The 26,122-nt window shown below is 56.9% G+C and carries 23 protein-coding genes; 19 read left to right on the top strand and 4 right to left on the bottom strand.

Translation table 11 applies throughout. The annotated features are described in order from the left end of the window. Positions 1-286, bottom strand: a 286-nt coding sequence (locus J4G14_07350; protein MCE2457616.1) for a cell division protein FtsH, incomplete at its 3' end; no start/stop codon positions are given. A gap of 265 nt (positions 287-551) precedes the next feature. On the opposite strand from J4G14_07350, the gene J4G14_07345 reads away from it, so the two are divergent. The 5 genes from J4G14_07345 (at position 552) to J4G14_07325 (ending at position 4,958) form a co-directional block, all read left to right on the top strand. Further along, entirely contained in the window at positions 552-1,601 is a 1,050-nt protein-coding gene (locus J4G14_07345) for a thiamine pyrophosphate-dependent dehydrogenase E1 component subunit alpha (GenBank protein MCE2457615.1), read from the top strand. Between the two features lie 58 nt (positions 1,602-1,659). Then, positions 1,660-2,643 carry an alpha-ketoacid dehydrogenase subunit beta gene (locus J4G14_07340; GenBank protein ID MCE2457614.1) on the top strand — a complete coding sequence of 328 codons (984 nt, stop codon included), beginning with the start codon at positions 1,660-1,662 and terminating at the stop codon, positions 2,641-2,643. 17 nt (positions 2,644-2,660) lie between these two features. Further along, a complete protein-coding gene (locus tag J4G14_07335; protein MCE2457613.1) occupies positions 2,661-3,953 on the top strand; it encodes a 2-oxo acid dehydrogenase subunit E2 in 1,293 nt (430 codons plus the stop codon). 69 nt (positions 3,954-4,022) lie between these two features. Then, positions 4,023-4,682 (top strand): lipoyl(octanoyl) transferase LipB, encoded by a 660-nt coding sequence (gene lipB, locus J4G14_07330; GenBank protein ID MCE2457612.1) that lies wholly within the window; start codon positions 4,023-4,025, stop codon positions 4,680-4,682. Positions 4,683-4,694: 12 nt separating this feature from the next. Then, positions 4,695-4,958 carry a hypothetical protein gene (locus tag J4G14_07325; GenBank protein MCE2457611.1) on the top strand — a complete coding sequence of 88 codons (264 nt, stop codon included), beginning with the start codon at positions 4,695-4,697 and terminating at the stop codon, positions 4,956-4,958. On the opposite strand, the gene J4G14_07320 is transcribed toward J4G14_07325, so the two are convergent. Beyond that, the gene (locus tag J4G14_07320; protein MCE2457610.1) at positions 4,949-6,223 is read right to left on the bottom strand and encodes an MFS transporter; all 1,275 of its coding nucleotides are present in this window, start codon (positions 6,221-6,223) and stop codon (positions 4,949-4,951) included. The genes J4G14_07325 and J4G14_07320 overlap by 10 nt on opposite strands. A 270-nt stretch (positions 6,224-6,493) precedes the next feature. On the opposite strand from J4G14_07320, the gene J4G14_07315 reads away from it, so the two are divergent. The 3 genes from J4G14_07315 (at position 6,494) to J4G14_07305 (ending at position 8,689) form a co-directional block, all read left to right on the top strand. Further along, positions 6,494-6,814 (top strand): hypothetical protein, encoded by a 321-nt coding sequence (locus tag J4G14_07315; GenBank protein MCE2457609.1) that lies wholly within the window; start codon positions 6,494-6,496, stop codon positions 6,812-6,814. A 214-nt stretch (positions 6,815-7,028) separates the two neighbouring features. After that, complete coding sequence (gene larB / locus J4G14_07310; GenBank protein ID MCE2457608.1) at positions 7,029-7,718, top strand: nickel pincer cofactor biosynthesis protein LarB; 690 nt, start codon at positions 7,029-7,031, stop codon at positions 7,716-7,718. Further along, a complete protein-coding gene (locus J4G14_07305) occupies positions 7,718-8,689 on the top strand; it encodes an LLM class flavin-dependent oxidoreductase (protein ID MCE2457607.1) in 972 nt (323 codons plus the stop codon). The genes larB and J4G14_07305 overlap by 1 nt, the downstream gene beginning before the upstream one ends. Before the next feature lie 12 nt (positions 8,690-8,701). Here J4G14_07305 and J4G14_07300 read toward each other — a convergent pair whose 3' ends face one another. Then, positions 8,702-10,405 carry a hypothetical protein gene (locus J4G14_07300; protein MCE2457606.1) on the bottom strand — a complete coding sequence of 568 codons (1,704 nt, stop codon included), beginning with the start codon at positions 10,403-10,405 and terminating at the stop codon, positions 8,702-8,704. Between the two features lie 235 nt (positions 10,406-10,640). Between J4G14_07300 and J4G14_07295 the strand changes: the two genes are divergently transcribed. The 7 genes from J4G14_07295 to J4G14_07265 all read left to right on the top strand — a co-directional run bounded on the left by J4G14_07295 (position 10,641) and on the right by J4G14_07265 (position 18,792). Beyond that, positions 10,641-11,630 (top strand): ornithine cyclodeaminase family protein, encoded by a 990-nt coding sequence (locus J4G14_07295; GenBank protein MCE2457605.1) that lies wholly within the window; start codon positions 10,641-10,643, stop codon positions 11,628-11,630. Between the two features lie 184 nt (positions 11,631-11,814). Then, a complete protein-coding gene (locus J4G14_07290) occupies positions 11,815-14,328 on the top strand; it encodes a hypothetical protein (GenBank protein ID MCE2457604.1) in 2,514 nt (837 codons plus the stop codon). Between the two features lie 104 nt (positions 14,329-14,432). Beyond that, positions 14,433-15,380 carry an ABC transporter permease gene (locus J4G14_07285; GenBank protein MCE2457603.1) on the top strand — a complete coding sequence of 316 codons (948 nt, stop codon included), beginning with the start codon at positions 14,433-14,435 and terminating at the stop codon, positions 15,378-15,380. A 109-nt stretch (positions 15,381-15,489) separates the two neighbouring features. Beyond that, positions 15,490-16,371: an ABC transporter permease gene (locus J4G14_07280; GenBank protein ID MCE2457602.1), complete on the top strand. Its 882-nt coding sequence runs from the start codon at positions 15,490-15,492 to the stop codon at positions 16,369-16,371. A 195-nt stretch (positions 16,372-16,566) separates the two neighbouring features. Beyond that, positions 16,567-16,947: a hypothetical protein gene (locus J4G14_07275; GenBank protein MCE2457601.1), complete on the top strand. Its 381-nt coding sequence runs from the start codon at positions 16,567-16,569 to the stop codon at positions 16,945-16,947. Between the two features lie 60 nt (positions 16,948-17,007). Beyond that, positions 17,008-17,772 (top strand): PHP domain-containing protein, encoded by a 765-nt coding sequence (locus J4G14_07270; protein ID MCE2457600.1) that lies wholly within the window; start codon positions 17,008-17,010, stop codon positions 17,770-17,772. 63 nt (positions 17,773-17,835) lie between these two features. Next, on the top strand, positions 17,836-18,792 hold the full coding sequence (locus J4G14_07265) for a hydroxyacid dehydrogenase (GenBank protein MCE2457599.1): 957 nt from the start codon (positions 17,836-17,838) through the stop codon (positions 18,790-18,792). A gap of 42 nt (positions 18,793-18,834) precedes the next feature. Here the strand turns inward: J4G14_07265 and J4G14_07260 are convergent, their stop codons facing one another. Then, the gene (locus tag J4G14_07260; GenBank protein MCE2457598.1) at positions 18,835-20,484 is read right to left on the bottom strand and encodes a thiamine pyrophosphate-requiring protein; all 1,650 of its coding nucleotides are present in this window, start codon (positions 20,482-20,484) and stop codon (positions 18,835-18,837) included. 465 nt (positions 20,485-20,949) lie between these two features. On the opposite strand from J4G14_07260, the gene J4G14_07255 reads away from it, so the two are divergent. The 4 genes from J4G14_07255 to J4G14_07240 all read left to right on the top strand — a co-directional run bounded on the left by J4G14_07255 (position 20,950) and on the right by J4G14_07240 (position 26,077). After that, a complete protein-coding gene (locus J4G14_07255) occupies positions 20,950-21,648 on the top strand; it encodes a hypothetical protein (protein MCE2457597.1) in 699 nt (232 codons plus the stop codon). Between the two features lie 99 nt (positions 21,649-21,747). Continuing rightward, on the top strand, positions 21,748-23,691 hold the full coding sequence (locus J4G14_07250; GenBank protein MCE2457596.1) for a cadherin repeat domain-containing protein: 1,944 nt from the start codon (positions 21,748-21,750) through the stop codon (positions 23,689-23,691). Continuing rightward, on the top strand, positions 23,688-24,668 hold the full coding sequence (locus tag J4G14_07245) for a cadherin repeat domain-containing protein (protein MCE2457595.1): 981 nt from the start codon (positions 23,688-23,690) through the stop codon (positions 24,666-24,668). Before J4G14_07250 ends, J4G14_07245 begins: the two co-directional genes overlap by 4 nt. Beyond that, positions 24,665-26,077: a cadherin repeat domain-containing protein gene (locus tag J4G14_07240; protein ID MCE2457594.1), complete on the top strand. Its 1,413-nt coding sequence runs from the start codon at positions 24,665-24,667 to the stop codon at positions 26,075-26,077. The genes J4G14_07245 and J4G14_07240 overlap by 4 nt, the downstream gene beginning before the upstream one ends. Positions 26,078-26,122 lie beyond the last annotated feature (45 nt).

Below are 26,122 nucleotides of genomic sequence, written 5' to 3'. Positions count from 1 at the left end.
GGTTAGAGTTCCCCTGTGCGCTGCGCATCATGAACAGGAGGACCGCTCCAAAGAAGATCAGCGGCAGGAAGTTGAACAGCACTCCCAGCAACGACGAAAGTCCACTCTGTCCCCTCGAGATGATCTCGACATTCGATGTCGTAAGGTCCACACCACCACGCTGGAGGATCTCAACTATCGACGACCCGCTCTCCTTGCGGGATATCAGGGTCTCACCGGAAGTGGTGAGAATCGTCAGGCTGTCGCCTTTCACCTCTATCGTGTCGATATTACCTCGAGCGGTCATCGCATCTCCTGGTCGCCTCCTACAGCGCCAGAAAGCAGGTTCACAACGATCGCAACGATCGCCACCGTGATCAGTAGATAGATGAAACTATTTCTAAGCCGACGCGAGCCCATTCACCTCTCCAAGGGTATGTAAGTGCGTCAAACAAGGATGTCTGTTCATGCACACTACCTTCATCTTACATTACGTGGCGAGTGGCGGCAAAAGATTCCGGGGTCTTCTCAACGGGAAATAGGCGATATCATGACAGGACATGTGGGTTATAATGGGCCCCATCGAAGTCGCCGGAGATGAACGAGTGGCAAACGTCGACGCGAAGACATTTCGAGACACAGCTTCACCATTGGGACTGCTTGCCGATGAAGATCTGCTGGAAATGTACCGGCAGATGGTACTAGTCCGAACGCTGGACGAGCGCATCTGGATGCTGAACCGACAGGGCAAGGCCGCCATAGTCGCCTCGTCACAGGGGCACGAGGCGGGACAGATCGGCAGCGTCAGAGCGTTACAGCCTGGCAATGATCAGTTCTACATATACTATCGCGACCTCGCCGTCATGCTGACGCTCGGGATGACTCCCATTGAAATTATGTCCGGCTTTCTTGCCAAGGCAGGCGAGCCACTCAGCGGCGCCAGGCAGTTTCCAACTCACGGGGCATATCCTGAATTGGGCTTGGTTAACCTCTCCAACGTCGTTGGTACTCAGATACCGCAGGCTGTCGGCGCGGCACTATCGATAAAAATGCGGGGTGAAGACAAGGTCGTTATCACGTACTTCGGAGATGGCGCATCGAGCGTTGGAGACTGCCACGAGGCCATGAACTTTGCGGCTGTGCACAAGTTGCCCGTCATTTTCTTCTGTGAGAACAACAAATACGCGATCTCCGTGCCGCTTTCAAAGCAGATGGCAGTGGACAGTATCGCGTCACGCGCCGAAGGATACGGGATGCCCGGAATAGAAGTGGACGGCTGCGACATCGTCGCCGTGTTCGAGGCGACATCGCAGGCTGCCAGGCGTGCGCGGTCAGGACAGGGTCCAAGCCTCATCGAGGCGCACGTCGAGAGATACCTACCCCACACTTCCGATGACGACGATTCAAGGTACAGGGCATCCGCCGAGATCGAAGAAGCAAGGAAGCGCGATCCCCTAGTAGTGCTCTCAGCGCAGTTGCGCGAGATCGGCGTCCTGGCCGATGACCTCGACAGTGAGGTCAGGGCCGAGGCTCGCAGAATTGTCAACGGGGCCACGGACGCGGTTGAAGCTGCGCCTTACCCCGAGGTGGATGACTTCGGTGAGCACGTCTATGCGTCATAGTAATACCTCACGGAATGCAAAAGGCCATTTTACTGCTGCAAGATGAAGGGAGCGCCCAATAGCTGAGTTAAGTGTCATAGAAGCCGTGCGCGAGGCCATGCGCGAAGAGATGCGCCGTGATGACAGCGTGTTCGTCATGGGCGAGGACATCGGTGCCAGGGGCGGCGTCTTCCTTGCGACTGAGGGCTTCGTGGAGGAGTTTGGAGAAGCACGAGTCCTCGACACGCCACTCGCGGAATCGTCAATCGCCGCAATTGCTCTGGGCGCCGCGATGAACGGGATGAGGCCGATCGCAGAGATTGAATTTGCCGACTTCATCTGGCCAACATTCAATCAGATCGTTGGCGAGGCGGCCCGTGTACGCTACGGGACCAATGGAAGAGTCAGCGTTCCTATGGTGATGCGAGCGCCACAGGGCGGCGGGGTGCGCGGAGCACTCTATCATTCACAGAGTGCAGAAGCGTATTTCGCGCATACGCCCGGCCTAAAAGTTGTAACTCCCGCCACTCCTTACGATGCCAAGGGGCTGCTGAAGAGCGCGATCAGGGACAATGACCCCGTGGTCTTTCTGGAGCACAAGCGGACCTACAGACTGGTACGGGGCGAAGTTCCCGATGACGACTACACTGTCCCTATCGGGGTAGCAGACGTGAAAATGGCCGGTGAGGACCTGACCATAGTCACGTATGGTCTCATGGTCCACCACTGCCTCGAGGCGGCGCGAAAGGTCGCCTCAGAAGGCACAAGCGTGGAGGTCGTTGACCTCCGAACCGTGAGGCCTATCGATAGTCAGACGGTACTTGAGTCGGTCATGAAGACCGGGAAGGCGCTTATAGTTCACGAGGATACGAAGGCAGGCGGAATAGGCGCGGAGGTGGCTGGCATAATCTCGGAAGATGCTTTTGAGTACCTTGACGGTCCCGTTACCCGCCTGGCCGGGCCCGAGGTTCCAGCCATGCCATTCGCTCCCACTCTCGAGGCCGAATTCATGCTCAATACCGAAAAGATCGCGGATGCGATCCGTCGACTCGCGGCATTCTAGGCGAGAGTTTCTTACAAATGATTATCGAACTGCCACAGGTCGGAGAGTCCGTAACCGAGGGTGTGATCGGAAAGTGGCTCAAGTCCATCGGCGACAGAGTTGAACGTTACGATCCCCTCGTAGAAGTGGTCACTGACAAGGTGAACATGGAGATGCCATCTCCTGTTACTGGAACACTGACTGCGGTGCTCGTATCAGAAGGCGACACTGTCCCCATGGGTGCGCCGATCGCAGAGATGGAAGTAGCTGGGGAGACCCGGGTCGAGAACTCTCCGATGTCACAGGCTGAAGAGACCGCAGACGCCGCTCGACCAGCCCCAGACAGGATCGGAACACTTCTCAAGGACGTCACGCCAGTGGGGCCAACGGGCTCAGGCGGTCCAATCACCACCGGTGACACCAGCAAACCGGACAGGCCGGTCAAGCGGAGGCGATATTCGCCCGCGGTCCTGCGTCTGGCGGAAGAACGTGGAGTCGACCTTGCCCAGATCGAAGGCACCGGACTCGGTGGACGAGTCACCCTCAAGGACGTTCGCGGATTCATCGAGCAATCAGCTTCTGCGGTCGCGTCAACTGAGCAAACTCCCAGCCCGCTTACGAGCCTGTCAGACGGAGATGAGGAGAGAGTCCCTCTATCTCCCGTCCGTCGAATGATCGCTGAAAACATGGTACGGAGCGCAACTGAAATACCACAGGCGTGGACGCTCGTCGAGGTAGATGTAAGCGGCCTGATATCTCGAAGACAGGCACTTCGAGATGGCTTCCGGGAGCGAGAAGGTATCAACATAACCTACCTGCCCTTTGTCATGAAGGCAGTAGCGGAGTCGCTCAAGGAGAACCCACTGCTCAATTCGTCCTGGGACGGAGACGCAATACTGTACAAACGACGCATCAATATCGGCATTGCCGCCGCAGCCCCAGACGGCCTGGTTGTGCCGGTAGTTCACGATGCGGACACGATGAGCATTGCAGGCCTCGCCCGTAAGATTGACGACCTAACGACTCGTGCGCGGAGGGGACAGCTCAGGTTGGAAGACGTTCAGGGCGGAACGTTCACGTTGAACAACACTGGAGTCCTTGGGTCAGTGTTGAGTCAGCCTCTGGTGAATTTCCCTCAGGCGGCTATCCTGACAACTGAGGCAATAGTAAAACGCCCGGTTGTCGTGGGAGACGGAATCGCAATCCGATCGATGATGAACCTGTGCATGAGTTTCGACCACAGGATCATGGACGGCGCGGAGGCCAGCGCATTCATCAACTCCGTGAAGAACCGGCTGGAGTCCATCGGCCCTGATTCGGGCGTCTACTGATTCCGGCGATTTCTCGTTGGCATGACTACCCCCTCTGCACCCCCTTTGGAAGTGATCGAGTTGGGGCTAATGCCGTACAAAGAGGCATTGGACCTCCAACAACATGTGCACTCGCAGGTTGTCGAGGGACGAACGCCAGACACGCTGATTCTTCTGGAACACCCTCACACATTCACACTTGGCAGGCGCGGCCTTATTGACGACATCCTGATCGACCAGGCGGAGCTCGACCGGCTCGGGATAGACGTGTATCACACAGACAGGGGTGGCGAGGTGACGTACCATGGGCCAGGCCAACTGGTCGGCTACCCGATCATTGACCTCAGACGCTGGGGTGGCGGACCCCTGAAGTACGTCAGGGCGCTGGAGAGAACAATCTCAGGCACACTCGACCAGTTTGGAATCTCAGGAACGTCGGAAGGACATCCTACTGGTGTGTGGGTGGACGGCAAGAAGATTGCCGCAATCGGAGTGAAAGTAGCGCGTCGCGTTACTACTCATGGGTTTGCGTTAAACGTGTCGACAGACCTGAGTTACTTCAAACACATTGTACCCTGCGGCATGCCTCTCGCCCACGTGACTTCTATCAGTCAGGAAACAGTAGAAACCGCCCACGTGAGTGATGTAGCGTCAGTTCTTGTGCGAGAGTTCGGTCAGGTCTGCCGGTTCGCTCCAGAATTCTCAAAGGTATCGTATAATCCCGGGGAAACTGTCTCAGCGGCAAACTGAGGAGAACATCAGATGTGTACATATGTAACTGAACAGGCAAAGATTGACGGCAGCGGCAAGGGTCAGCGCGGCTGGTTCAAGCTGACCGATGCTAGGGTGTACTACGACCACCCCTTCCATTCGCAGGACGACCATACCCTCAATATCGACTTTGTGAATGAAGGTCTCGGACTAGATGCCCGCATTCCGGTCGAGCTAACAGCCGAGTCTGCGAGAGCCCTGGTTCAGGCCATCGAGGCCGCACTAAAGTCTGGCGAGTACCTGCATCAAGGATAGCGGTACTCGCGGATCCCTTTTACGAGCCACCAGACCAGGATAACCACTACGACGGAGATCGCCCCTCCGAGAATCATCGTGCGGTCAGCTCCTATCTGCTCTGACATGAAGCCGACTTCGAACGTCCCAAGATTGTTGGCAGTCATTGCACTGACTGAGTGAGCGCTCACCGCGCGTCCTCGCATATGGTCCGGGGTCGTAAGCTGCACTGTGGTCTGGCGCGTAGTCATGCCAATCGCGTCTGTCGCGCCAAGGCCGGCGATCAGCAGCGTTCCCAGCCACAGCGACGTGGAAAAGCCAAATGCAATTATGAGGATCGCGTACACCAGGGTGGCATAGAGAACCAGCATGCCTTTCGCTCTGAAATTCGCCAGAAACAGCACCGCGAACGTACCTACAACTCCTCCCAACGAATTAGCCGCAGTCATTACCCCAACTGCCCCTGGGCCCGCCTTGAACATCCTGTCCACGATGAGCGGCAGAATCTGCCTGTAGAAGCTAACGACAGTAACCCCGATGTCAAGCAGGTAGAGGCCAGGAAGTATTGGGTGCCGCATGACGTACACGGCACCCTCCCAGATACGTCTGAGGACCGATTCGTCACTTCCCCCTGACTCAACCGGCGCCACCTGCGTCCTGATCATCAGGGGCATCAGAGATGCCGGGAGTGCAAACAGGGCCGAAACGACAAAGGCGGCTGTGGCATCAAGGGTCTGCACCACCAGTGCAAAGGCGAGCGGGGCAGCAATTGCACCGATCTGAAATGTCGCCTGGTTGGATGTTACGGCGTGCATGAGATGAGATCTCGGGACAATGTTAGCCGTTATGGCCGAGCGAGCTGGTCCACCGAGGACGCTCGAGACACCCAGAACTGCGGTTACAGCATATATGTGCCACGGCGCGAGCCTGTCAGTGGCGGCGAGCACCGCGACCAGGGCCATAAACACGAAGGTGAAAGACTGCGCGACGGCGATCAGTTTCTTGCGGTCCCATCTGTCCGCTAATGCGCCGCCGTAAAGGATCGCCGGGAGCTGCACAGCGAGCTGCACGACACCAAGAAGACCGAGTTGCAGTCCAGAGCCCGTAACGTCGTAGAGCCATACGCCAGTGGCCAGCATCCGCATCTGCATTGTCATCAAGCCGCAAACGGACGAAATCCACAGAATACGGTAGTCCCGAAATGCAAATGCCGACCACGGTCGGATGGGACGTTCAGGCCCTCGACCCTCGCCACTTCGTCGGCGGCGCAGGCGGTCTAGTGCCACTTTGTTGCGTAAGTGATGTTGAACAAGTGAAAGGTCTTCATCTGGCGGCTGGCATTATACAGCAGGACCATGCAGGTAATCATCGCGAAAAGCGATACAGGAAGAAACGCCTCATACTTTAGTACTAAACCATATACATAGTCCGTCTGAGGCGAGAATAGGCCATACGTATACCTGTGAATCATGAAGTCTGGCGATGTGCCATTTCCACACCTCACTTAGAGTTGTATGCGAAGTCAATATTCAATGTGGATTTGGAAGGAACACATCATGTTGAGAATAGAGAGTAGTGAGAACTCAAGGATAATCAGAGGAGAGGGCATTTTCGCGGCCAGCAAGCTCGGAGTTGGCGCCGGCAACGCCGACAACGTCGCAGAGGGAGGCGAGAGGTTTCCACAGGTCAGGCTGCAACTTCGCGGGTGCGAAAGGTGCGGCGGCGGCGTGACAAACGAGCGGGACTGGGACGGCGACTACATTCGTTGCCTTCAGTGCGGATGGTACAAGGACGCCCCCGGAGACGCGGTCACCGACCTTGTGGATTCCGTGATGGCAAGGCTTCTCGAGGAGATGGAACAACCCCGTGCGAGCTGACCAGCAACTCGACATCCCCCTCCAATGACCCCCTTCTGCTCATGAAAGTGGAAGGGGGTCGCTGCTTTACCGGGCTCTGAGTCCACTTGTATACTCCCACTGACTTTGTAGACTCAGTCGTGTTGGAGGTTTACCCATCGAAGAGACTCGATTGCGGGCCGTGCTGGAGGCGCTGAAGAAGGGCGACCTGAACGTGGACGAGGTAGTCTCTCAGATGCGAGACCTTCCGTACCAGGACCTCGACTTCGCAAAGGTTGACCACCACCGTGCAATACGGCAGGGCTTCCCGGAAGTGGTGTTCGGGCAGGGGAAGACACCTGAACATATAGCCGAGATTTCAGCCGCCGTACTTTCCCGTTCGGACAGACTGCTCGTTACCAGGGCGGCACCAGAGGCATACGAGGCCACGGTCCAGAAAGTCCAAGATGCAAAGTACGATCCCATGGCCAGGTGCATCGTGGTTGATCGCAGGGCTGACACAACTGGCGTCCCAGGTGTTGCGGTCCTGTGCGCTGGGACATCCGACCTTCCCGTAGCCACTGAAGCGGCGATAACTGCAGAGCTGATCGGGTGCGATGTGGAGCGAATCACTGACGTTGGTGTTTCAGGCATTCATCGCCTACTTGACCATCTCCCGAGAATACGTAAGTGTCGTGCGCTCGTTGTGGTTGCAGGCATGGAGGGTGCCCTACCATCCGTGGTTAGCGGCCTGGTGGACATACCTGTCATCGCAGTACCAACAAGTGTGGGTTACGGAGCCAACTTTGACGGGCTCGCGCCCCTGCTCACCATGTTGAACAGCTGTGCCCCGGGAATAGCGGTTGTGAACATCGACAACGGCTTCGGGGGCGGTTATATGGCGGCAACCATAAATTTGACCTCGAGGCGAGAGAGGGCCGACTGATGGCAAGTAACTCCGATACTCCTCGCAGCGATTCGCTGGAAGTGCCACTTGGGATCGCTGCTCCTCAGACCTTCCCAGATGGCGAGGTCGACCTCGATCTGATCCAACGATACGCCACACGCGCCGAGGAACTCGGCTATCACAGCCTGTGGGTCGTGGAGCAGCTGATTGGCTCGACGCCTACACCGGAGCCAGTGACATATCTCACCTATCTGGCCGCAGTAACAGAGCGAATCAAGCTTGGTTCGGCAGTCGTGATTGCCACGACCCGCAACCCTACCCTGCTTGCGAAGCAACTCAGCACAGTTGATGTCCTCAGTCAAGGGAGGCTCATTGTTGGAACTGCCCTCGGAGGTCGTCCCTGGACCTATCCTCTCTTTGGCGGACCGTCCGAGCGGCGCGTTCGACACTTCACCGAGTCAATCGGCGTAATGAAAGCACTGTGGACTCAAGAGAGGGCCGAGTTCAAAGGTGACCTCTGGCAGTTGGATGGTGTGCCCATGAGCCCGAAGCCGGTCCAGAAGCCCCATCCGCCCCTCTGGTTCGGTGGAAGACACCCATCAGGGCTCAATCGCGCGGTTCGACTGGCTGACGGATTCATGGGAGCCGGGTCGACTTCGACTGCGCAGTTCATAGACCACGTTCGCACCATCAGAGAGGCGTTAGAGAGACGCCAGCGCGATCCTGCTGAGTTCCCCATTTCCAAGCGCGTATACATCGCGGTAGATGACGATTCCGATCGTGCGAGGCAACGTCTGACAGAGTGGTTCGGCTCTTGGTACGGGAGAGCTGAGACGGGTGCTGAGGTTTCGGTCTGGGGAAGCGTGGAAGAGTGCGTCGAAGGACTACAGGAAGTGGTCGATGCAGGCGCGGAAATGCTGATGCTCAACCCCGTTTTCGACTACGATGAGCACCTCGAAACGCTCATGTCAGAGGTAGGCCCAGCATTGCAGGCCAAGTCCGTTGCGTAAGGTGCGGCAGCCTTAGAAGGCGTCGTCTCCCTCGGCAATAGTCTCCAGGTCGGCCTGAGTGTACGAGCCGAGTGACCGGAAGTCATACTCCGTGTAGTTCTTGATCCATTTCAGTGCGACCTTATAAGCCTTCTGGTAGCGATCGAGCATCTCGGCAAGAGCGTCTTGAGATGCAGGGTCAGTCGGGGACTCGGCAGTTCTACGCTCTGATATGTCCTCAAGTTCTTCCTGAAGAAGCTGCTTGATAAGGGCGAAGTCCTGGACCTGCCTGGTGTTCTCGTCCTTGGCACCGTGGATAATTCGCTGGGCAGTCTGAGCCACAGAGATGCGACCTGTCGCAAGATCTTCCATGAGAGCGGGGTGTATGCCGGGCTGTCCCTCAAGGCTGTCGATGCCCTTTGCGCCGCGTCCCTGCAGCCACCCTTCCACGTATTCGATTAGCATTCGTGCGTTTCTGCGTGAACCCTCCGTTGTGATAGGACCATCAGGGACGGTGATGTTGACAGGGAAGTTAGCAGGCTCGTGCATATCAGGTGAGGGTTCCCAGCCTGAATTGCGTACTTCCTTGAAAGGATCTGCAGCCGTCTTCATATGGAAGATGTGGGCTACCCAGCCGCGAATAAACCCCTGCTGAGCCTCCCACTCCTTGTCTGCCCGGATAGAGGCACCAGCTACTTCGTTGACCTCTTCCTCCCTTGAAGGCAGTGCAGTTGCCATGCCTCCGATAGGAGCTGCCCCTCGTCGCAGGCAGACCGCCACGAGTCGCCTAAAGACGTTTGTCATGAACTCGGTGGTCTTTATGTCTACGCCGAATCTGTCAGGCCACACCTGGTCGGGGTCAGCCATGATGTACTCTAACACAGACGCCTTGAAGTCCCAGCGGGCGGCATTGAGGCCTGCCGCATAGGGGCCTAGCTCCCAGAGCAACTCATCCATGATGTAGACGGCAGGCAGTGATTCGACCAGAAAAATTCCCCTAATCTCAGCATCGTCTGGGTAACCTAGTTTCTCTCGTCCATAGTCGAAGAATTCCCGGTAGAAGCGGGCCTCTTCGATCACTTCAACCTTAGGCAGATAGAAATAGAGACCCTGGCCTCTTTCCACCTGCGCCTTGCCGCCGTGAGCCATTGTCAACCCGAGACCGAGAATCGTAGCTGGGATCGGGTTTCCGTCGACCTTGAATTCGTGCTCGTCGAGGTGAGTCCCACGCTCTCGGTGCATGAAGAAAGGAAGCTCTCCTGGCTGAAGCTCGTACGTCCGGTTCCGAGCCGGGTTGTGGAAGCTGAGAGTGCCCAGGGTTGCGTCTCTACGGTTGATGGCCGCCATAACGGTGTCACCAAGTCGGTGGCCGGCAGAGTCCTCGTCATCGTCGAGATAGCCGGTGGCACGCTCTCCGTCGGCGCCTGGATTTAGAGCGTTGATGGCCATGTTCGTGATTGAGACTGGCCCAGATATTTCAATGCCTGGCCGTGTCAATTCCGCTGGCAGGGGAGGTACTTGCCAGTCACCTGAGTTGATCTCAGACCGTGGTGGAAAGTCAGGCAACACCCGTTCATTTACTGCCCGGGCGATCATCTCGCTGCGCTTAGTCCGAATGTCCGTTATCGAGGGAGCAAACTTATCGTAGGCAGCTGTAATAAACTCCAGGAAGTCCGGGGTAAACAGCTCGTCTGCCCCGGGTACATTTGCATACTCAACTCGGTCGGCGGCGGACATTGTGACAGCCTTTCAGAATAACTCCCCAGACTAAAGCAATAGCGAGTTTACTCATGCCCCTCAGGAGTGTCAATTTGGCTGTCGCCTAGTCTTGGACCAGGGATGAAAACGGGCATTGTCGGTGTGGATTAGGCCCAAGCATCATTAAAACGCGTTGGAAGATACGTATTCGTTGACGGTTCTGGTCCTCTTGGATACGCTCTGATGGGCACATTAATCACGGAGGCACACTTGAATGGCTTTACTACTCGACAGGACAACAATCCAGGGGCTCCTGGACATGGACAAGATGATTGAGATTCTGGAGCAGGCTTTCGGAGAGCTGGCTTCGGGGTCGGCGGTGATGCCACAACGGACAGCGGTGGCCGATGGCGATGTGAACGGCTGGTACGCATTTATGCCCGCCCAGTTGAAGACAATGGGCGCGCTGGGTGTGAAGTCCGTAACGGTTTACAAGGACAATCCGGCTGCACACGGTCTACCAGCGACGCTCGCAACTATCGTATTGATGGACAGCCAGACCGGGCAGACTCTTGCTGTCATGGACGGCGGCTACATAACTGCCATGAGAACCGGCGCAGTCACTGGTCTCGCGACCAAGTACCTTGCTCGAAAGGATGCCAGGGTTGCTGGAGTATTGGGAGCAGGTGTTCAGGCTCGAGCACAGCTGTGGGGGATGGCGGCTGGAGCCGACCTCGAGAAGGCGCTGGTGTTCTCTCTTGACCCGCCAGATTCACAGAAGGCTTTTGCCGATGAGACCTCTGAAATGCTCGGCCTTTCTATAGAGGTAGCTACCAGTGGTCGGGACCTTGTGGAGAGCGTGGACATTCTTTCCCTGGCAACGACAGCCACTACGCCGATTATCGAAGCAGATTGGGTGAAGGCAGGCACGCACATCAACGGCATAGGCTCGCACGCTGTCGGAGTACGCGAACTCGATACGGCGACAGTAGTGAGGTCGAAGCTGGTTTGCGACCAGGTAGACGCCTGTCTTGCCGAGGCCGGCGACGTTCAGATCCCCATAGAAGAGGGTGCGTTGAACCCGGACGACATCTATGGCGAGATCGGGGAGCTAATCACAGGTTCAAAAGCTGGCCGGGAAAGCGATGAGGAAGTCACGCTGTTCAAGAGTGTAGGGCTGTCCATACAGGACATCTCGGCAGCACACTACGTGTATTTGCGCGCGTTGGAAGAAGGCGTTGGGACAGAATTCGCGTTCTCGTAATGTACTCTACCCTTCCGCGGGCAACTGGCGCCTTGTGTCAATTGGGTTGACACGGGTACGTCCAATGTGCGAGTATCCCGCCTAGAATTTTTGACCGATGTTGCTCGGCACATTACCTGTGTCTTCAACTTGGTCATGACCGGTTTTAGTGAGACACGTAGCTAAGCCGAGGTGGAGGTAAGCTATGAAACGACTATCTATTGGCAGGAAATCCCGTGTGGCGCTAGGCGTCATTGCAGGGATGGCCGGCCTACTCGCGTTCGCGCTAGCGTGTGGAAGCTCGGAAGAGCCGAGCACGACTCCTGCGCAGCCAGCGCCCGCGCCAACCGTGGACGTTGCGGCGATCATCAACCAGGCGCTGCAGGCGCAGCCTCAGCCTGAATCGATGTCCCCAGCGGACGTGGCCAAGGCCGTCCAGGAGACGATGTCCGCTCAGCCCGGGGTGACCCAGAGTGATGTGGCCAGTGCAATCGCAGACGCGCTCGAGGCCCGGCCCGGCGTTACGCAGGGTGACGTGGCAGACGCCATTGCCAGCGCAATGGCGCAGCAGCCGCAGCAGGAAGGTCTGACTGAGGCCGACGTCGCAAGCGCAATTGCTGAGGCCCTTGCTCAACAGACCCCTGGCCTGACAGAGGCTGAGGTCAGTGCAGCCATCGGCAACGCCATGTCCGAAAGGCCAGGCGTGTCCCAAGAGGACATATCGGCGGCAGTCGCGCAGGCAATGGCAGCGCAGCAGACAATGATGCCTGAGCGCACAAGCACGACAATTACAGTCGTGCTCGACAACGTGGGCAGCCCTCAGTTCCGCAATGTGAAGGGCACATGGCCAGACGTCATGTTCCATGGATTCTTCGGATTCCAGGAGCCCGTGCTGGGTTGGGCCCCGACTTACGACAATCAGGGCAATCCAATCGTCAACACTGGCGAGGCCTGCCACGCTCCGATGGTCGCGCTTTCGTGGGAGTGGGAACTCCCATCCAAGAGCGGCGGCACCATCACGATGGACGGGAAGAAGCTCGAGAAGCTCGACGAAGCAGACCTCACTGATCCTGACAACCAGGGGATTATGACGGTTCACATTCGTGAGGGAATCGACTTCTATCGCTCAGTTGATGGCGAGTTGGTGCGAATCGGCGAGTTGACCGCTGAGGACGTTGCCTGGTCGTTCAACGACGCGGGCTCTGAGGACACAAACTCAGCCCACTCAAATTCCTCGCAGGCATACGAGTATTATCAGCCATGGTGGGCAGAGGATAGGTACACTGCGAAGGTCAAGGCTCGGGCATTCCAGGCTGATGGCCTCCAGGACGCGTCCTCCATGTGCCAGGACGCGGTTTGGATGCAGTCCAGGCAGTTGTTCGACGAACTGGGCGACACTTTCCTGGTCCCGCATGGCTCCGGCCCCTTCGTGGTTCACGAGTGGCTCGCAGCAGAGCGGATTGAGGCTGAATCAAGGGTAGATCACTGGCGCGCAAATGCCGCCTTCGAAAACCTTATCTTTGTCCAGGCCAATGAGGCGCAGCAGCGCTCGGCCATGCTCCAGACAGGGGCAGCTGACATAGCAATGGCCTCCATCCAGGACGTTGGCAGACTGGAGCAAGAAGGATTCCAGTTCCACGAGGGACTGGACACCATCAACGGCAACTTCATGTACTTTGCCGGCAATAACTGGGCATTCCAGTACCCACCGAACTCGAAGCTGGGCGACGAGGACCTCTCAGGTCAGCCCGTGATTCGCGGTGGATTCCTTCCCTCCGACAAGTACCCATGGATCGGAGACCCCAGGTTGGACTGCGTGGGCATAGACAGGAGCGCTGCCGCGATCCAGGACACTGTCGGCGCAGGCTGTGATGTCCCCAACTTCTCATTTACCGCGGTTTCCGACAGTGACTTTGAATTTACGCCAGACTCGGTCGGCTTTGACTACGATGACGAGGACCGGTTCTCGTACGACACTCCTCGCATGGAGACCGCGAGGGCATTCCGAACCGCCCTGGCTTACTCGATCGACCGCGAGTTGATTGCTTCGTCAGTAACTGGCGGCTACGGAGGCGCAGTCTACGGCGGCTCCTTCCCAGGCCTGCCATTGCACCAGTCGCATCCTGAGTATAAGGATCGCTGGAACTATGCCTTCGATCCTGAGAGGGCACGTGAGGAACTGGCGAAGTCAGGTGTGCCGGAAGGCTTTGAGTTCGAGTTCTTCTGCTCTCAGGGCAATGGAACTTCTCTGGAAGTTTGCGAAGCCACCGTAGGCCAATGGAAAGAGAATCTTGGGCTTGAGCCCTGGATCGACAGCACACAGTACTCATCGAGGCGACCCACAATGTTGGGTAGAACCCTGCACGTTCCATGGATGACCCGCTGGGGCCCAACAAGCAAGCAGGGCCGGCTCGCTGACGGCGGCGGAACGCTTCCTGGCGGCGGCCTGTGGCCACTTCCAGCTGGTGGTTGGAACCCCAGCCTGGAGGACAACCTCTGGTGGTCGTTCCGTGAAGAGACCCGCGTTCAGAAGAAAGGTTCCCCTGAGAATCTGGCTTCTCGCGAGAAGATCGTTGACTGGGCCTACGATAACGTGCTCACTATCGGGACAGTTGAAGTGCCCGTACTGATCGGGTTCAACCCCGAGACCGTTGTCCGCTGGGACCTGGCACCGTGGGACCTGGTTAACTCCTTCGAGACCATAGTCGTCCCGAGGTAGCAGGGCTCCGTTACGGTACGCATGTAAGTGTCACTTCCCCAGCCGAACCAGGTTGGGGAAGTGACTGAAACCCAACCCTTCCCGCCCAGGACTTTGAATTAACAGTGCGAACGTTCATCATAAGACGCTTTTTCTTCCTGATCCTTGCCACCTTGGCGGCAACACTGATCGTGTTCGCGTTGTCGCGCCTTCAAGGTGACCCAAGGGCTGTCATGCTGAATGTTGGTTACGTATCCCCCGAACAGTGGGAAGCGTGGGGCAAGCGCTTTCACCTGGACAAGCCCATCATACTCCAGTACCTGATATGGGTTGGAAAGGGTTTCTTCCAGGGTGATTTTGGCGAATCTCTAAAGACCGGCAAACCGGTAATGGACATGGTACGAGGCTTCGCACCTGCCAGTCTTCAGTTGGGACTCTCAGCCACCCTCTTCGTTCTTCTCACAGGGATTCCCCTCGGAATGCTCTCGGCGGTCAAGCGTGGGACAATATGGGACGTAATCGGTCGCACATTTGCCGTGTTTGGGCAAGCGCTACCTCCCTTCTGGCTGGGGATCATGTTGATCCTAATATTCAGCGTCAACCTGGATTGGCTCCCGTCTGGGACACGAGGGCACGACGCTGCCAGCTTCGCCGAACGCCTGCTCTATTTTCCCATGCCTGCTATAACCCTTGGCTGGCTGGCATCAGCTGGACTGATGCGTCTGGTCCGGTCCTCGATGCTGGAGGTGCTGGATTCAGAATTTGTGAAACTGGCCAGGGCTAAAGGTGTGGGTGCTAACTCCGTAGTCTGGAAGCACGCTTTCAAGAATGCACTAATTCCGCCACTGACCTTTTCGGCTCTGATCCTCGTCGGTTTCATTGGAGGCACTGTCGTAACGGAGACGGTATTTGCCTGGCCTGGACTGGGTCTGATGACCTATACATCCATCATTAACAATGACTTCCCGCTAATGACAGCTGCTGTCCTGGTCTTCACGATTGTGTACGTCTTCGCCGTGTTCTTAATCGACATCTTGTACGCATTCATCGACCCAAGAATCAGATATTCATGAGTGAATTCCTGTGACCACGACTACGCGTCAATTGACGCCCTCTGACCTTGAAGAACTGGGCAAGGAATCCACACTAGGTCGCACACTATACGTATTCCGGCGATGGCCGCTGATCCCATTCCTGATCCTAATTACTCTGGGGATTTGCGCCTTATTTGCTCCGTGGGTCGCGCCGTATGAACCCGAAAAAGACCAGCTGAGGGCCGTGCTGGCATCACCACCCTGGTATCCCGCCTGCGAAGAAGGTCAAGTCTCCAACAAGTTCCAGCCGTGTAACACAAGCGGCATCGCTCTTGGTCGCAATCAAGATGTCTACTTCTTCGCCCTCGGCGCCGACCAGTTGGGGCGTGATCTGCTTAGCAGGATCATTTACGGGGCTCGTCTGTCGCTCAGTCTTGCCGCAGTTGCGATCAGCATCGGAACGGTCTTTGGCACTTCAGTCGGTCTCATTGCTGGATACTACGGCGGTTGGGTCGATGAAGTGATTATGAGAATAGTGGACGTGTTCAGTGCAGTGCCGTTCATTCTTCTTGCGATTGCACTTGTATTCATTCTTGGCCAGAGTTTCGGAATTGTCGCTATAGTGCTCGCGCTAGGCGCCTGGGCAGGTATAGCAAGGCTCGTTAGAGGGCAGACACTACAGGTGCGCTCCTTCGATTACATCGCACTGGCGAGAGTGGCTGGTGCTTCTACTCCCCGATTAATGTTCAAGCATCTATGGCCGGCTGTTGCAAACACTGTTGTCGTTGCGACGACCCTCCAGGTAGGCAACACAATCCTCTCGGAAAGTATTCTGTCGTTCCTGGGCGCGGGTGTTCCCCCTCCGACTCCATCGTGGGGAGCCGACATATCAAACGGCCGTGAGTATCTCGGTTCAGCCTGGTGGGTGGCGTTCTTCCCGGGAATTGCCATCTTCCTCACCGTGCTGTCGTTTAACTTCATAGGCGACTGGCTGCGCGATCGCTGGGACCCAAGACTGCGGCAGATCTAGGATCCAGAGTTCTCGCTGGTTTGCTCAACCTGTGAAACTCTTCAACAGCCTTCACATTCGTGCCTCGGACGGTCCGTCTTCCGCTGATGCTTGCTGTTGTTCGTATTCCGGTCATGCTGAATGACGGACAACGCCTGTTTTCTCTATACTCCCACTTACAGTGACTGAATTGCCTTTTGTTCTCGGAAGAGTGTTTTGCGTAACTGGATAATAGTTTCTGTAGTTGCAATTGCCATTCTCGTTATTGGCTCACGAGGATTAGTTCCGTTTACCGACAAGCAGTCCAGTCTGTCGGACGAAAGACGCACCGCTACGGCGATGGATTACACGCCAAAATACACCCGCCAGCAGGCAATAAATTTCGTAGAGGTCCACATTCGCGAGACTTGCGCGGCTGCGGACGCTTATCTGCCCAACAGGCCAAGGTTCGAGGCAAAATGGATGCGCGCGCCACGCACGGACGACCATCACGAGCGGGGAATTCGTGAGTGGACAGTCACAGACCCCATGACTGGCGCCTACTGGCGATTGTATGAGGACGATTTGACAATCGTAGACGTAATTGGCGACTGTTAACTGAGACCGACCAGCCAGCGGCTGTAACGGCCTACAGCCCACACGGAGTGAGCCACGCCATTGCCTTCACTATTTGACCTTCATGTTCACACCAACCAGGGCAGCCCGGACAGTGGTTTGACCCCTCAGGAGATGGTCGACGACGCCCGGCGGCTCGGCATCACGGGGATCATGGTGACTGAACATGACGGCTGGCCAAAGCATGACTTCGAGGCATTTGAGCGAACGGTGGACGACATCGTTCTCGTCAGGGCGCTCGAGGTATATACCCCGCTGGGCCACGTGATCACGATGGGACTCGAGGGCCACGTCGCCGGCTACGGTGACAGCATTGAAGTGATTCGTACTCTTCGTCGTGAAGTGGACAAAGTCGGCGGGTTCATGATCCTCGCCCATCCCTTCCGATTCCTCTTCGATCTGCCCCACTACACTCAGAACATGCTGTTTCAGGAGGCAGACCGCATTCCAAAGACAGCGGAGGAAGGTTCCAGGCATCCTGTGTTCGACCTGGTAGACGAGGTAGAGGTCGTCAACGGAGGTAACATTGAGGTGGAGAACCGGTTTGCTCAGGAAGTCGCTGCGATACACGGTTTCTGGGGCACGGGCGGTTCCGACGCACACTCGCTTGACGGACTTGCCCGCGGTGTTACCGCGTTCCGTGGGGATGTCAGAAACGAGGCCGACCTGTTAGAGGCCCTCCGAGCGGGAGACTTCGCTCCGGTAGAGGACTTCCATATTGGCAAGCCCAAGAACTACGGACGGTCAACATGGCTGAGGCAGGAGATGCTCATCCGTGAATCGCCTCAGGAGAGCGCCGCCGGCTGACGAGTCAAGGGTTCCAGCCGATGGCTTGAACGAGTGGGACGGGAAGTCAGGAGGGAAGGCGCAATGAGAGCCCTGCTGGCCGATAGGATCGCTGACCCTGGCCCCGAGCTCTTGCGAACCGCGGGTGTTGAGGTCATCGCCGATCCGGACCTGACCCTCGAGACCCTTCCATCAGCAGTTGCAGCGACAGCCGCTGACGTCCTGGTTGTCAGAAGTACACGGGTCACCGAAGACACGCTGAGGTCCGGTCAACTCAAACTGGTCGTCCGCGCGGGAGCCGGTTTCAACACGATCGACGTGGAGACAGCCTCCGACCTGGGTATCAAAGTCGCGAACTGCCCGGGCAAGAACGCTGCTGCCGTGGCGGAGCTCGCGTTTGGACTCATTATCGCACTGGACAGGCACGTCGCTCATAGCGTTATTGAACTGCGGGACGGTCGATGGAACAAGGTTGGCTTCTCTGACGCCAGGGGACTCAGCGGCAGCACCCTGGGCCTGTTGGGAACAGGTCACACGGGACGCGCGATGATTCCAATCGCTAGGGCATTTGGTATGGATGTAATAGGCTGGAGCAGGTCTCTATCCCCTGCCCTCGCGTCCGAACTCGGCATCGGTCACAGGTCATCGCCGGCAGACGTCGCACGAGATGCCGACATAGTAAGCATCCATGTTGCACTAACGCCGGAGACCCAAGGCATGGTGGATGCAACATTCCTGGATGCGATGAAGTCTGGCGCGTATCTCGTCAACACCGCGAGAGCAGAGGTCGTCGACGAGAATGCCCTTGTCGAGGCTGTAAAGTCGAAGGGACTTCGCGTAGGACTGGATGTCTTCGATGGAGAACCTGCTGCCGGCACCGGCGAAGTGGACAGCCCACTCTTTGCCGTTCCAGGGATCATCGGCACGCACCACATTGGTGGCGCCACAACTCAGGCGCACCGCGCCGTGGCCGAGGAGATGGCCCGTGTTGTCATCGAGTACGCCCGCACGGGTCGTGTGCTAAACCAGGTCGGCGTCTGAGCAGACCAGGTGCCCCGGTCCGGCCAAAGCCGGTTACTCAGATCAGACCGCTCCCCTGAACGGGAAGGCCTGCTCCTCCTTGGTTATGAACTCGAGCACGGCTGGCTGCCCTGCTTCGATTACCTTGGTAGCCGTCTTGATCGCTGGCACTATCTCTTCAGGCTTCTCAATGCGGGCGTTGTAGCTGCCCATCGCCTCCGCGACCTTTGCGAAGTCTCCGCCCGTGTACTTGGTGCCATAGAGGTCGTTGGCGGTCGGGAAGCTGTTCGGTGAGTAGATGCCCATTGCCGAGTTATTGAGGACGATGCTGAGTATCGGAATACGTTCGCGCACGCAAGTCTCGATGTCGAGAGCCACCATTCCGAAGCCGTAGTCGCCGATGATGTGAACAGCGAGCTTGTCCGGCGCGGCCATCCGGGCGCCCATGGCCAGCCCGAGGCTGTATCCAAGCTGCGTCGACTTGCCCCAAGCTATGAAGCCTCTTGGCGAGATCGTTTCATAGAAAGGTATGGACTCGTCACGCGGACTTCCTGAGTCGTGCGTGACGATTGCGTTCTTGCGGTCGATGGTGTTCATCAGGTCCCAGATTACGCGATACGGGTTGATCGGAGCCTCGTCGGACGTCAGCAATGGGAGCCAGTCTTTCATCCACTCGTTGCGGACAGCCGCGACCTCTGTCGCGACTCCGTTGTGCTCCACCCGGCTGGCAGAGCCAAGTTGGAGCTTGACCTCCTCGATCAGTTGCGAGAGCACGAGCTTGGCATCCCCGACGACGGCATGGTCGGGATCGTAGTCCTTGTTGACGTCGTCGAGACTGTTGGTGCAGTGGACGATGATCTTGGAATCGAAACGGTCTGCTCCATAGTGGATCCTCGTGAAGCTGCAGCCGATTCCAAAGATGAGGTCAGCCTTATCGATGAAATGGACAACTGGGCCTGTCGTGGTGCCGCTCCTGGTGCCAAGCGAAAGCGGATGATCCTCGGGGAAGGCGCTCTTGCCTGCCATGGTGGTCATGACCGGTGTGAGGGTGAGTTCAGCCAGCTCACGCAGCTCGTCCCATGCTTCGGCATACAGGACACCCTGCCCGGCCTGGATGACCGGACGCTTGGCCGACAGTAGCATTCGGGCTGCTTCTTTCACGTCACCGGGGTCCCCCGAAGACATGCGAGGGGTAACTGGGGAGTAGTTCGCGACGTCGTCCGGGTAGTTGCCGCGGAGAACGTCAGAGGGGATCTCCAGCAAGACAGGACCAGGTCGGCCCGTGCGCACCTGCGTGAATGCGCGGCGCATCATCTCGGGGATTCTCTCGATCATGTTGATCTGCTCGGACCATTTGGTTACTTCAGAGTAGCTCTGACTTGGACTGAACGTCGGATGGACGCCCGCCCTGGCTCGTGGCGCTGACGCCGGCAGCAGAAGAATGGGAACGGAGTCTGCATACGCCTGCGCGACACCTGCGAATGCGTTCTCCGCACCAGGGCCTGCCTGCATGGAAAAGACTCCCACTCCGCGACCGTTGGTTACGCGGCTATAACCGTCGGCGAGATTGACGCCAACGCGCTCCTGCCTGAATATCATCGGTCTGACGCCGTGCACAGCCCCGGCTTCCTCGAGAGTGTTCATGGGAATGACGCCCATGAAGTCGACTCCCTCCTGCTTCAGGATTCTCGCTATGACATCTGCGCCTGTCATTGTCTGGCCTCCGGTTCAGTTCTAAATTCGTTCGATGGCGACATTGTGACACTCAGTACGTCGGAATGCGAGCGGCTACCCACGTCTCGCTCAGACGGCACCTACGCCGGTCTCGAAGGCCGAGGCCGCAGCCTGGCGAGTCTATCGGGCACGGAGCTTCAGTGACGAGCGTGTTTCACGCGAATCCGTCCAGGGACATGTCAGATGCCGGTCTACAGTTGTCTGATGGCTGTGTGAGTTTGCCGACTCTTTGTACCGGTCGAATGTGACAACGGGAAATGGCTTTCTTCACTGTCCGAAATATTTGAAATGTCCAAAAGAAGTACAAACTAGCGCTGGCTGGAAGTTGCGCTCAGAGAGTTTCATTGACTGTTCGGCGAAAGGCACGAGCCGTCCCCATAGCTGTTGGAGGCAGGGACCCGGTTATCGCCTTGCAGTTGCTAAAGGTGCGAGAGGAGAGATCTGTTGCACGTGAATCCTAGAGTTGTCATAGCGACAACTGCAGTCGCGGTTGCTACTTTCCTATTCAGCCTGGTGGCTCCGCCACTGCTTTCGCTGATTCCGACTGACACTGCTCATGCTCAGCAGCAGACTGGTCCTAAGATTGACATCGAGTTTGATCCCGGTCACACGGTACGTGACGACGAGGCGCTCAATTTCACGCTCAACTTTACCGGCCTGCCAAGCGGCGAAACGAACCTCACCTATGACGTAGATGTTGTCACATTTGGCGAAACTGAGTTACCCCTGTGCGAAGGCGCACAAGATGTCGTTAACTCTGCCCTGGGCTCGTATTCTGGAACAACTGCGACGGCGACAGGAACCATCCCGGTTACCTGCCCTCCTCGAAATTACATCCTGGTCGTAACTCTGAAGAACGGCGGTGGCGAAGACCTGACCAGGACAGCCAGCGCGTTCAGGGTTCAGGAGTATCGGGTGTGGGACCTGCCCGGCACCCAGCCCACCTCACCCGCAGGGCTCTGGGGCGAATACCGTAACGAGGTTATAGATGGGGAACAGCACATCTACAACCTCCTCCACGTAGTCGACAGTGCCTCGCGTCTGGTCTATGTATACAAACTCCAGGATCGATCGGATGGACGAAGGGAACACGCCCTCACCTTCGTCGAAACCTACAGTCTTGCAGCGGCTTCAAACCCCTAGGGAATAGTTGGTAACGCAAGCACGACCTGGGTTGCGAATGACGGATCCGGCTCTGGCGACCAGGTCTTAGCTTACAGTAACGCCGATCGCAGCCAGCGCGTGTCCGTTGATGAGTTCACACTGGACTCGGCCAATTCTGATCCCAGGGGAATAGACGAGAACACACTCAATGATGTGTCAGGCTCCATATTTGTTGTCGACGTCAACGGAGGTGATGCAGGTAAGGTGTTCCAATACAGTAGGGAAAACAGTGGACCTTACGTCCACAGTAGCACTTCTTCAAGAGTCTTCGACCTTCACGACGACAACGAGAACCCAACTGGACTCTTCTTCAACTCTTTCTCGATGTCTGTGGCCGACGATGAGGACGACAAAATCTACGCATACGAGGATCGTCACTACCTAGACAGGGGCTGGGTAAACGTGCTAGGTAAGGAAATCAATGGCCTCGGCAGACTCGGAAACAATGATCCTGCCGGCGTCTGGGTCGACTATAGATGGGTTTACGTTGTGGACTCAGTTACCAAGAAGATATATGGGTACAACTACCCTGATATCCCGTTTGATCCAATCGCAATCAGCGGATATTCCAGTATTCAAGCAATGGAGAACAGCACCACCACTGGCGTGCTCTATGAAGCAATAGACCCCAACGAGCGCTACTACGAAAACGCAACGACCTCATGGGCCAACCTGGGCATACACAGAACACAGACCGACGACAGGCTTTTCGCCTTTGAGAAAGTAAGAGACATCTCCTCCACAACTGCCGAATTCGAGCTCGTGTTCAGAGAGCCTGGTGCGGACTACGAGAAGGCCATAGACAGTGACGGAAACAACGACTATGAGTTGCTCATCTCCGGCAGTGGCAGGGGTTTCCCGTACGCATACTTCCCGCTTACGGTCCACATCACGGACCAAGAGCCCGAGCCACGATTCTTCTGGGAGAATTCCACCACCAGACAGGTCCTCGAAGACACACCTGCAGGACAGCCTATCTACCCAGCTGTTGAGGCCATAAATCCGGACAACGATGCCGTTCACATCTATTCACTAAAAGGGGACGACGCAGCTGACTTCACAATTTCCGCGTCTACGGGCCTCCTCTCCATCAATAAGAAACTCCTATTTGCCGAGACTCCATATTCTGTAATAGTGGGGATTCGGGACGGCGTGGATCCCACAGGCACGACAACAACATCTACGGAGGACGATGACACCATCAAGGTGACCATCAACGTCTTTAGAGGCCCCGTGGTTACCGGGACGTCCTCGATAGATTACACCGAAAACGGTACAGGTGACGTGGCCCAGTACTCGGCTACCAACCCTGGAAACGACACGATTGTTTGGTCGCTTCAAGGGGACGATGCTGACGACTTTGTCATCCACGAAAACAACGGAACGCTTCTGTTCGGCGCGCCACCGGACTACGAAGACGCGACTGACTCAAACTCCGACAACGTGTACAACGTAGCGGTGGTTGCCTCAGACGGCTCAGTAGAGGGTGAGCTGGATGTGACAGTAACGGTCACCAATGTTAATGAGAAGCCGGAATTCACTGAAGGCTCCAGCACGTCTCGAAACGTCGACGAGGGCGACCAGGCAGACCGCCCGGTCGGTAACCCAGTAACGGCGACTGACCAGGATGCCAGCGATACGCTGATCTACTCTCTGAGTGGGACAGATTCGTCGTCGTTCGACATCGATTCATCGACGGGTCAGATTAAGACCAAGGACGCCCTGGACTTCGATGGTGGTCAGAAGACCTACGAGGTCACCGTAGAAGTGCGTGACAGCAGGGACGCAGACGGCAATTCAGATACGGACACGGACGACTCTATAGACGTGACGATCAACGTCCAAGGGGTCAACGATCCGCCGGTGCTGACTGGGACGTCCACGTTTAACTACTTGGAAAACGGCAGGGACCCTGTCGGGACGTTCACGGCGACCGATCCAGAAGGCCAGAACATCATTGGGGCCTGTCAGGTGACGACAAGGACTCGTTCACGATTACTGGCGGTGTGCTCAAGTTTGTGACGCCTCCTGATTACGAAGACGTTGACTACTACTTTGTAATCGTCGAAGCGTCAGACGGTAACAGCACCAGTTCGCTGCAGGTAAACGTCTTCATTGAAGACGTGAACGAGACACCTGACGTGACTGGGGACGATTCGCCTGAGTTTGCAGAGAACACCTCGGGGACAGTCGCTAGCTACGATGATGTCGACCCTGAGGGAGACGGAATCACGTGGTCACTATCGGGTGACAACGCCGACGCGATGGACATCAACTCTAGCGGAGACCTGACCTTCAACAGCTCGCCGGACCATGAGACACAGGAACTCTATCGGGTAATCGTGCAGGCGTTCGACGGTAACAGCACGGGCACGCTGCCAGTAGTCGTTACGGTCACAGACGTCAATGAAGACCCCGAGTTCCCGATAGCAACCACCAGCCGCAGTGTGGAAGAGAACGCAGGGCTGAACGCCGAGGTCGGGCTGCCTGTAGAGGCCGACGACCCGGACGACGGCGACACGCTCACTTACTCACTCAGCGGGACGGGTGCCTCGTTGTTCAATATCGACGGCAACGGACAGATCACGGCGGTGTCCAGCCTCGATAGCGACGTTGAGGACACCTATGTGATCACTGTAAATGTCCACGATGGCAGGGCGGCGGACGGCAGCCCCTCCACGGATATTGACGACACTGTAGTTGTGACAATCACGGTCAGTGACATCAACGAACCTCCGACGCTGACGGGCACGAACACCGTCTCCGTTGCGGAGAACTCCGGCAGAGCTGTGGCAACTTACTCGGCCGACGATCCCGAGGGAGTCTCGCCCATTTGGACCCTCGCGGGTGACGACGCTGACGACTTCGACATCACGGATGGCGTATTGACCTGCAAGTCCGTACCCGATCGGGAAGCCCCAACGGATGCGGACACAAACAGCGTGTATCTCGTGACTGTCAAGGCCTCGGATGGCAACAACACCGTCGAGCTAACGTGACGGTGACCGTTACCGACGTTAACGAGGCTACCGCGTTCCCGTCGACTGAGGACGGTCAGAGGAGCGTTGTCGAGAACACCGAGGCGAGTCAGAATATCGGCTTGCCAGTAACAGCTGTTGACCCAGACGTGGACGCCGTACTCACCTACATACTGGGTGGGACCGATGCCTCGTCGTTCGACATCAACTCGACAAGTGGTCAGATTCTGACGAAGGACCCACTGGATGAGGATACAAAGTCCTCGTACACCGTGATCGTCAGCGTACATGACGGCAAGGCCGACGACGGCAGTGCAACCACCACGACGGACGATACCATCACGGTTACTGGCATTAACGAACCCCCGGTTATCACCGGTGCCACAACGATTGAGTACGCTGAGAGTGATCCAGGCACGGTTGAAAGGTACACCGCGACCGATCCGGAAATTGATCAAGTCACGTTGTCGCTATCGGGTGCCGATGAAGACGACTTCACGATCACGCAGTCAGGCGATCTTGAATTTGCCACTGATCCTGATTTCGAAGCTCCAACGGACGACGGTGGAGACAATATCTACAAAGTGAACGTGCTGGCAGCCGATGGCACCAGCACCACCACACACGCGGTCACCGTCACCGTTACAAACGTGAATGAGCCACCGGCGTTCCCGGACACTGAAAACGGTCAGAGGAGCGTGGAAGAGAACACGCAAACTGGCAGTCCCGTGGGTAAACCTGTGGCGGCCACGGACCCGGAGGGTGACACGCTCACCTACTCCCTCCTCAATGCGAGCGATGCAGACTCATTCGACATCAATCCACTAACGGGACAGATCCTAACGAAAGTCGCACTCGACTACGACACCAAGTCCGCATACAACGTGGTCGTAGCGGTACACGACGGCAAGGACGCCGACGGAAGCACGTCCACATCGACGGACGCCACAGTTGGTGTAGCCATCATGGTCACGGACATCAACGAGCCTCCGACGGTTACAGGTACCACAAGTACTGAGTACGCCGAGAGTGGCGACGCTGTGGTGGAATACTACCGCTATGACGACCAGGAATCCGACCCGGTTACCTGGTCGCTGTCGGGCGTCGACGAGGACGACTTCACCATCGCGCAGTCCGGCGAGCTCAGTTTCACCTCTTCACCTGACTACGAAGCTCCGACAGACTCAGACACGAACAATGTCTACAACGTGAACGTGCTAGCAGCCGATGGTACAAGTACGACCACTTACCCGGTTGCCGTCACCGTTACAAACGTGAATGAGAAAGCAGCATTTTCGGACACCGAGAACGGCCAGCGGAATATTGATGAGAACATGGCGGCGGGAGTGCACATCGGCGCTCCCTTCACGGCCACCGACCCTGATCTCGGCGACACACTTATACCGTTTCAGTCTGAGTATGCCGCATGACGGGAAGGTAGACCCTGGACCGCTTCCTCTATCCAGTCCCATCCG

The organism is Dehalococcoidia bacterium (assembly GCA_021295915.1).
Taxonomy (GTDB): domain Bacteria; phylum Chloroflexota; class Dehalococcoidia; order Lucifugimonadales; family UBA1123; genus VXRN01.
Note: the sequence above shows the minus strand (reverse complement) of the source record. Positions and strands in the feature narration are given on the sequence as shown.

What these genes read in the sequence shown, in the direction of transcription:
- J4G14_07290 (MCE2457604.1), top strand. Translation starts at nt 11,815, where the DNA reads ATGAAACGACTATCTATTGGCAGGAAATCCCGTGTGGCGCTAGGCGTC.
- J4G14_07325 (MCE2457611.1), top strand. Translation starts at nt 4,695, where the DNA reads ATGTGTACATATGTAACTGAACAGGCAAAGATTGACGGCAGCGGCAAG.
- lipB (MCE2457612.1), top strand. Translation starts at nt 4,023, where the DNA reads ATGCCGTACAAAGAGGCATTGGACCTCCAACAACATGTGCACTCGCAG.
- J4G14_07345 (MCE2457615.1), top strand. Translation starts at nt 552, where the DNA reads ATGGGCCCCATCGAAGTCGCCGGAGATGAACGAGTGGCAAACGTCGAC.
- J4G14_07260 (MCE2457598.1), bottom strand. Translation starts at nt 20,484, where the DNA reads ATGACAGGCGCAGATGTCATAGCGAGAATCCTGAAGCAGGAGGGAGTC.
- J4G14_07265 (MCE2457599.1), top strand. Translation starts at nt 17,836, where the DNA reads ATGAGAGCCCTGCTGGCCGATAGGATCGCTGACCCTGGCCCCGAGCTC.
- J4G14_07315 (MCE2457609.1), top strand. Translation starts at nt 6,494, where the DNA reads ATGTTGAGAATAGAGAGTAGTGAGAACTCAAGGATAATCAGAGGAGAG.
- J4G14_07335 (MCE2457613.1), top strand. Translation starts at nt 2,661, where the DNA reads ATGATTATCGAACTGCCACAGGTCGGAGAGTCCGTAACCGAGGGTGTG.
- J4G14_07295 (MCE2457605.1), top strand. Translation starts at nt 10,641, where the DNA reads ATGGCTTTACTACTCGACAGGACAACAATCCAGGGGCTCCTGGACATG.
- J4G14_07305 (MCE2457607.1), top strand. Translation starts at nt 7,718, where the DNA reads ATGGCAAGTAACTCCGATACTCCTCGCAGCGATTCGCTGGAAGTGCCA.
- larB (MCE2457608.1), top strand. Translation starts at nt 7,029, where the DNA reads ATGCGAGACCTTCCGTACCAGGACCTCGACTTCGCAAAGGTTGACCAC.
- J4G14_07300 (MCE2457606.1), bottom strand. Translation starts at nt 10,405, where the DNA reads ATGTCCGCCGCCGACCGAGTTGAGTATGCAAATGTACCCGGGGCAGAC.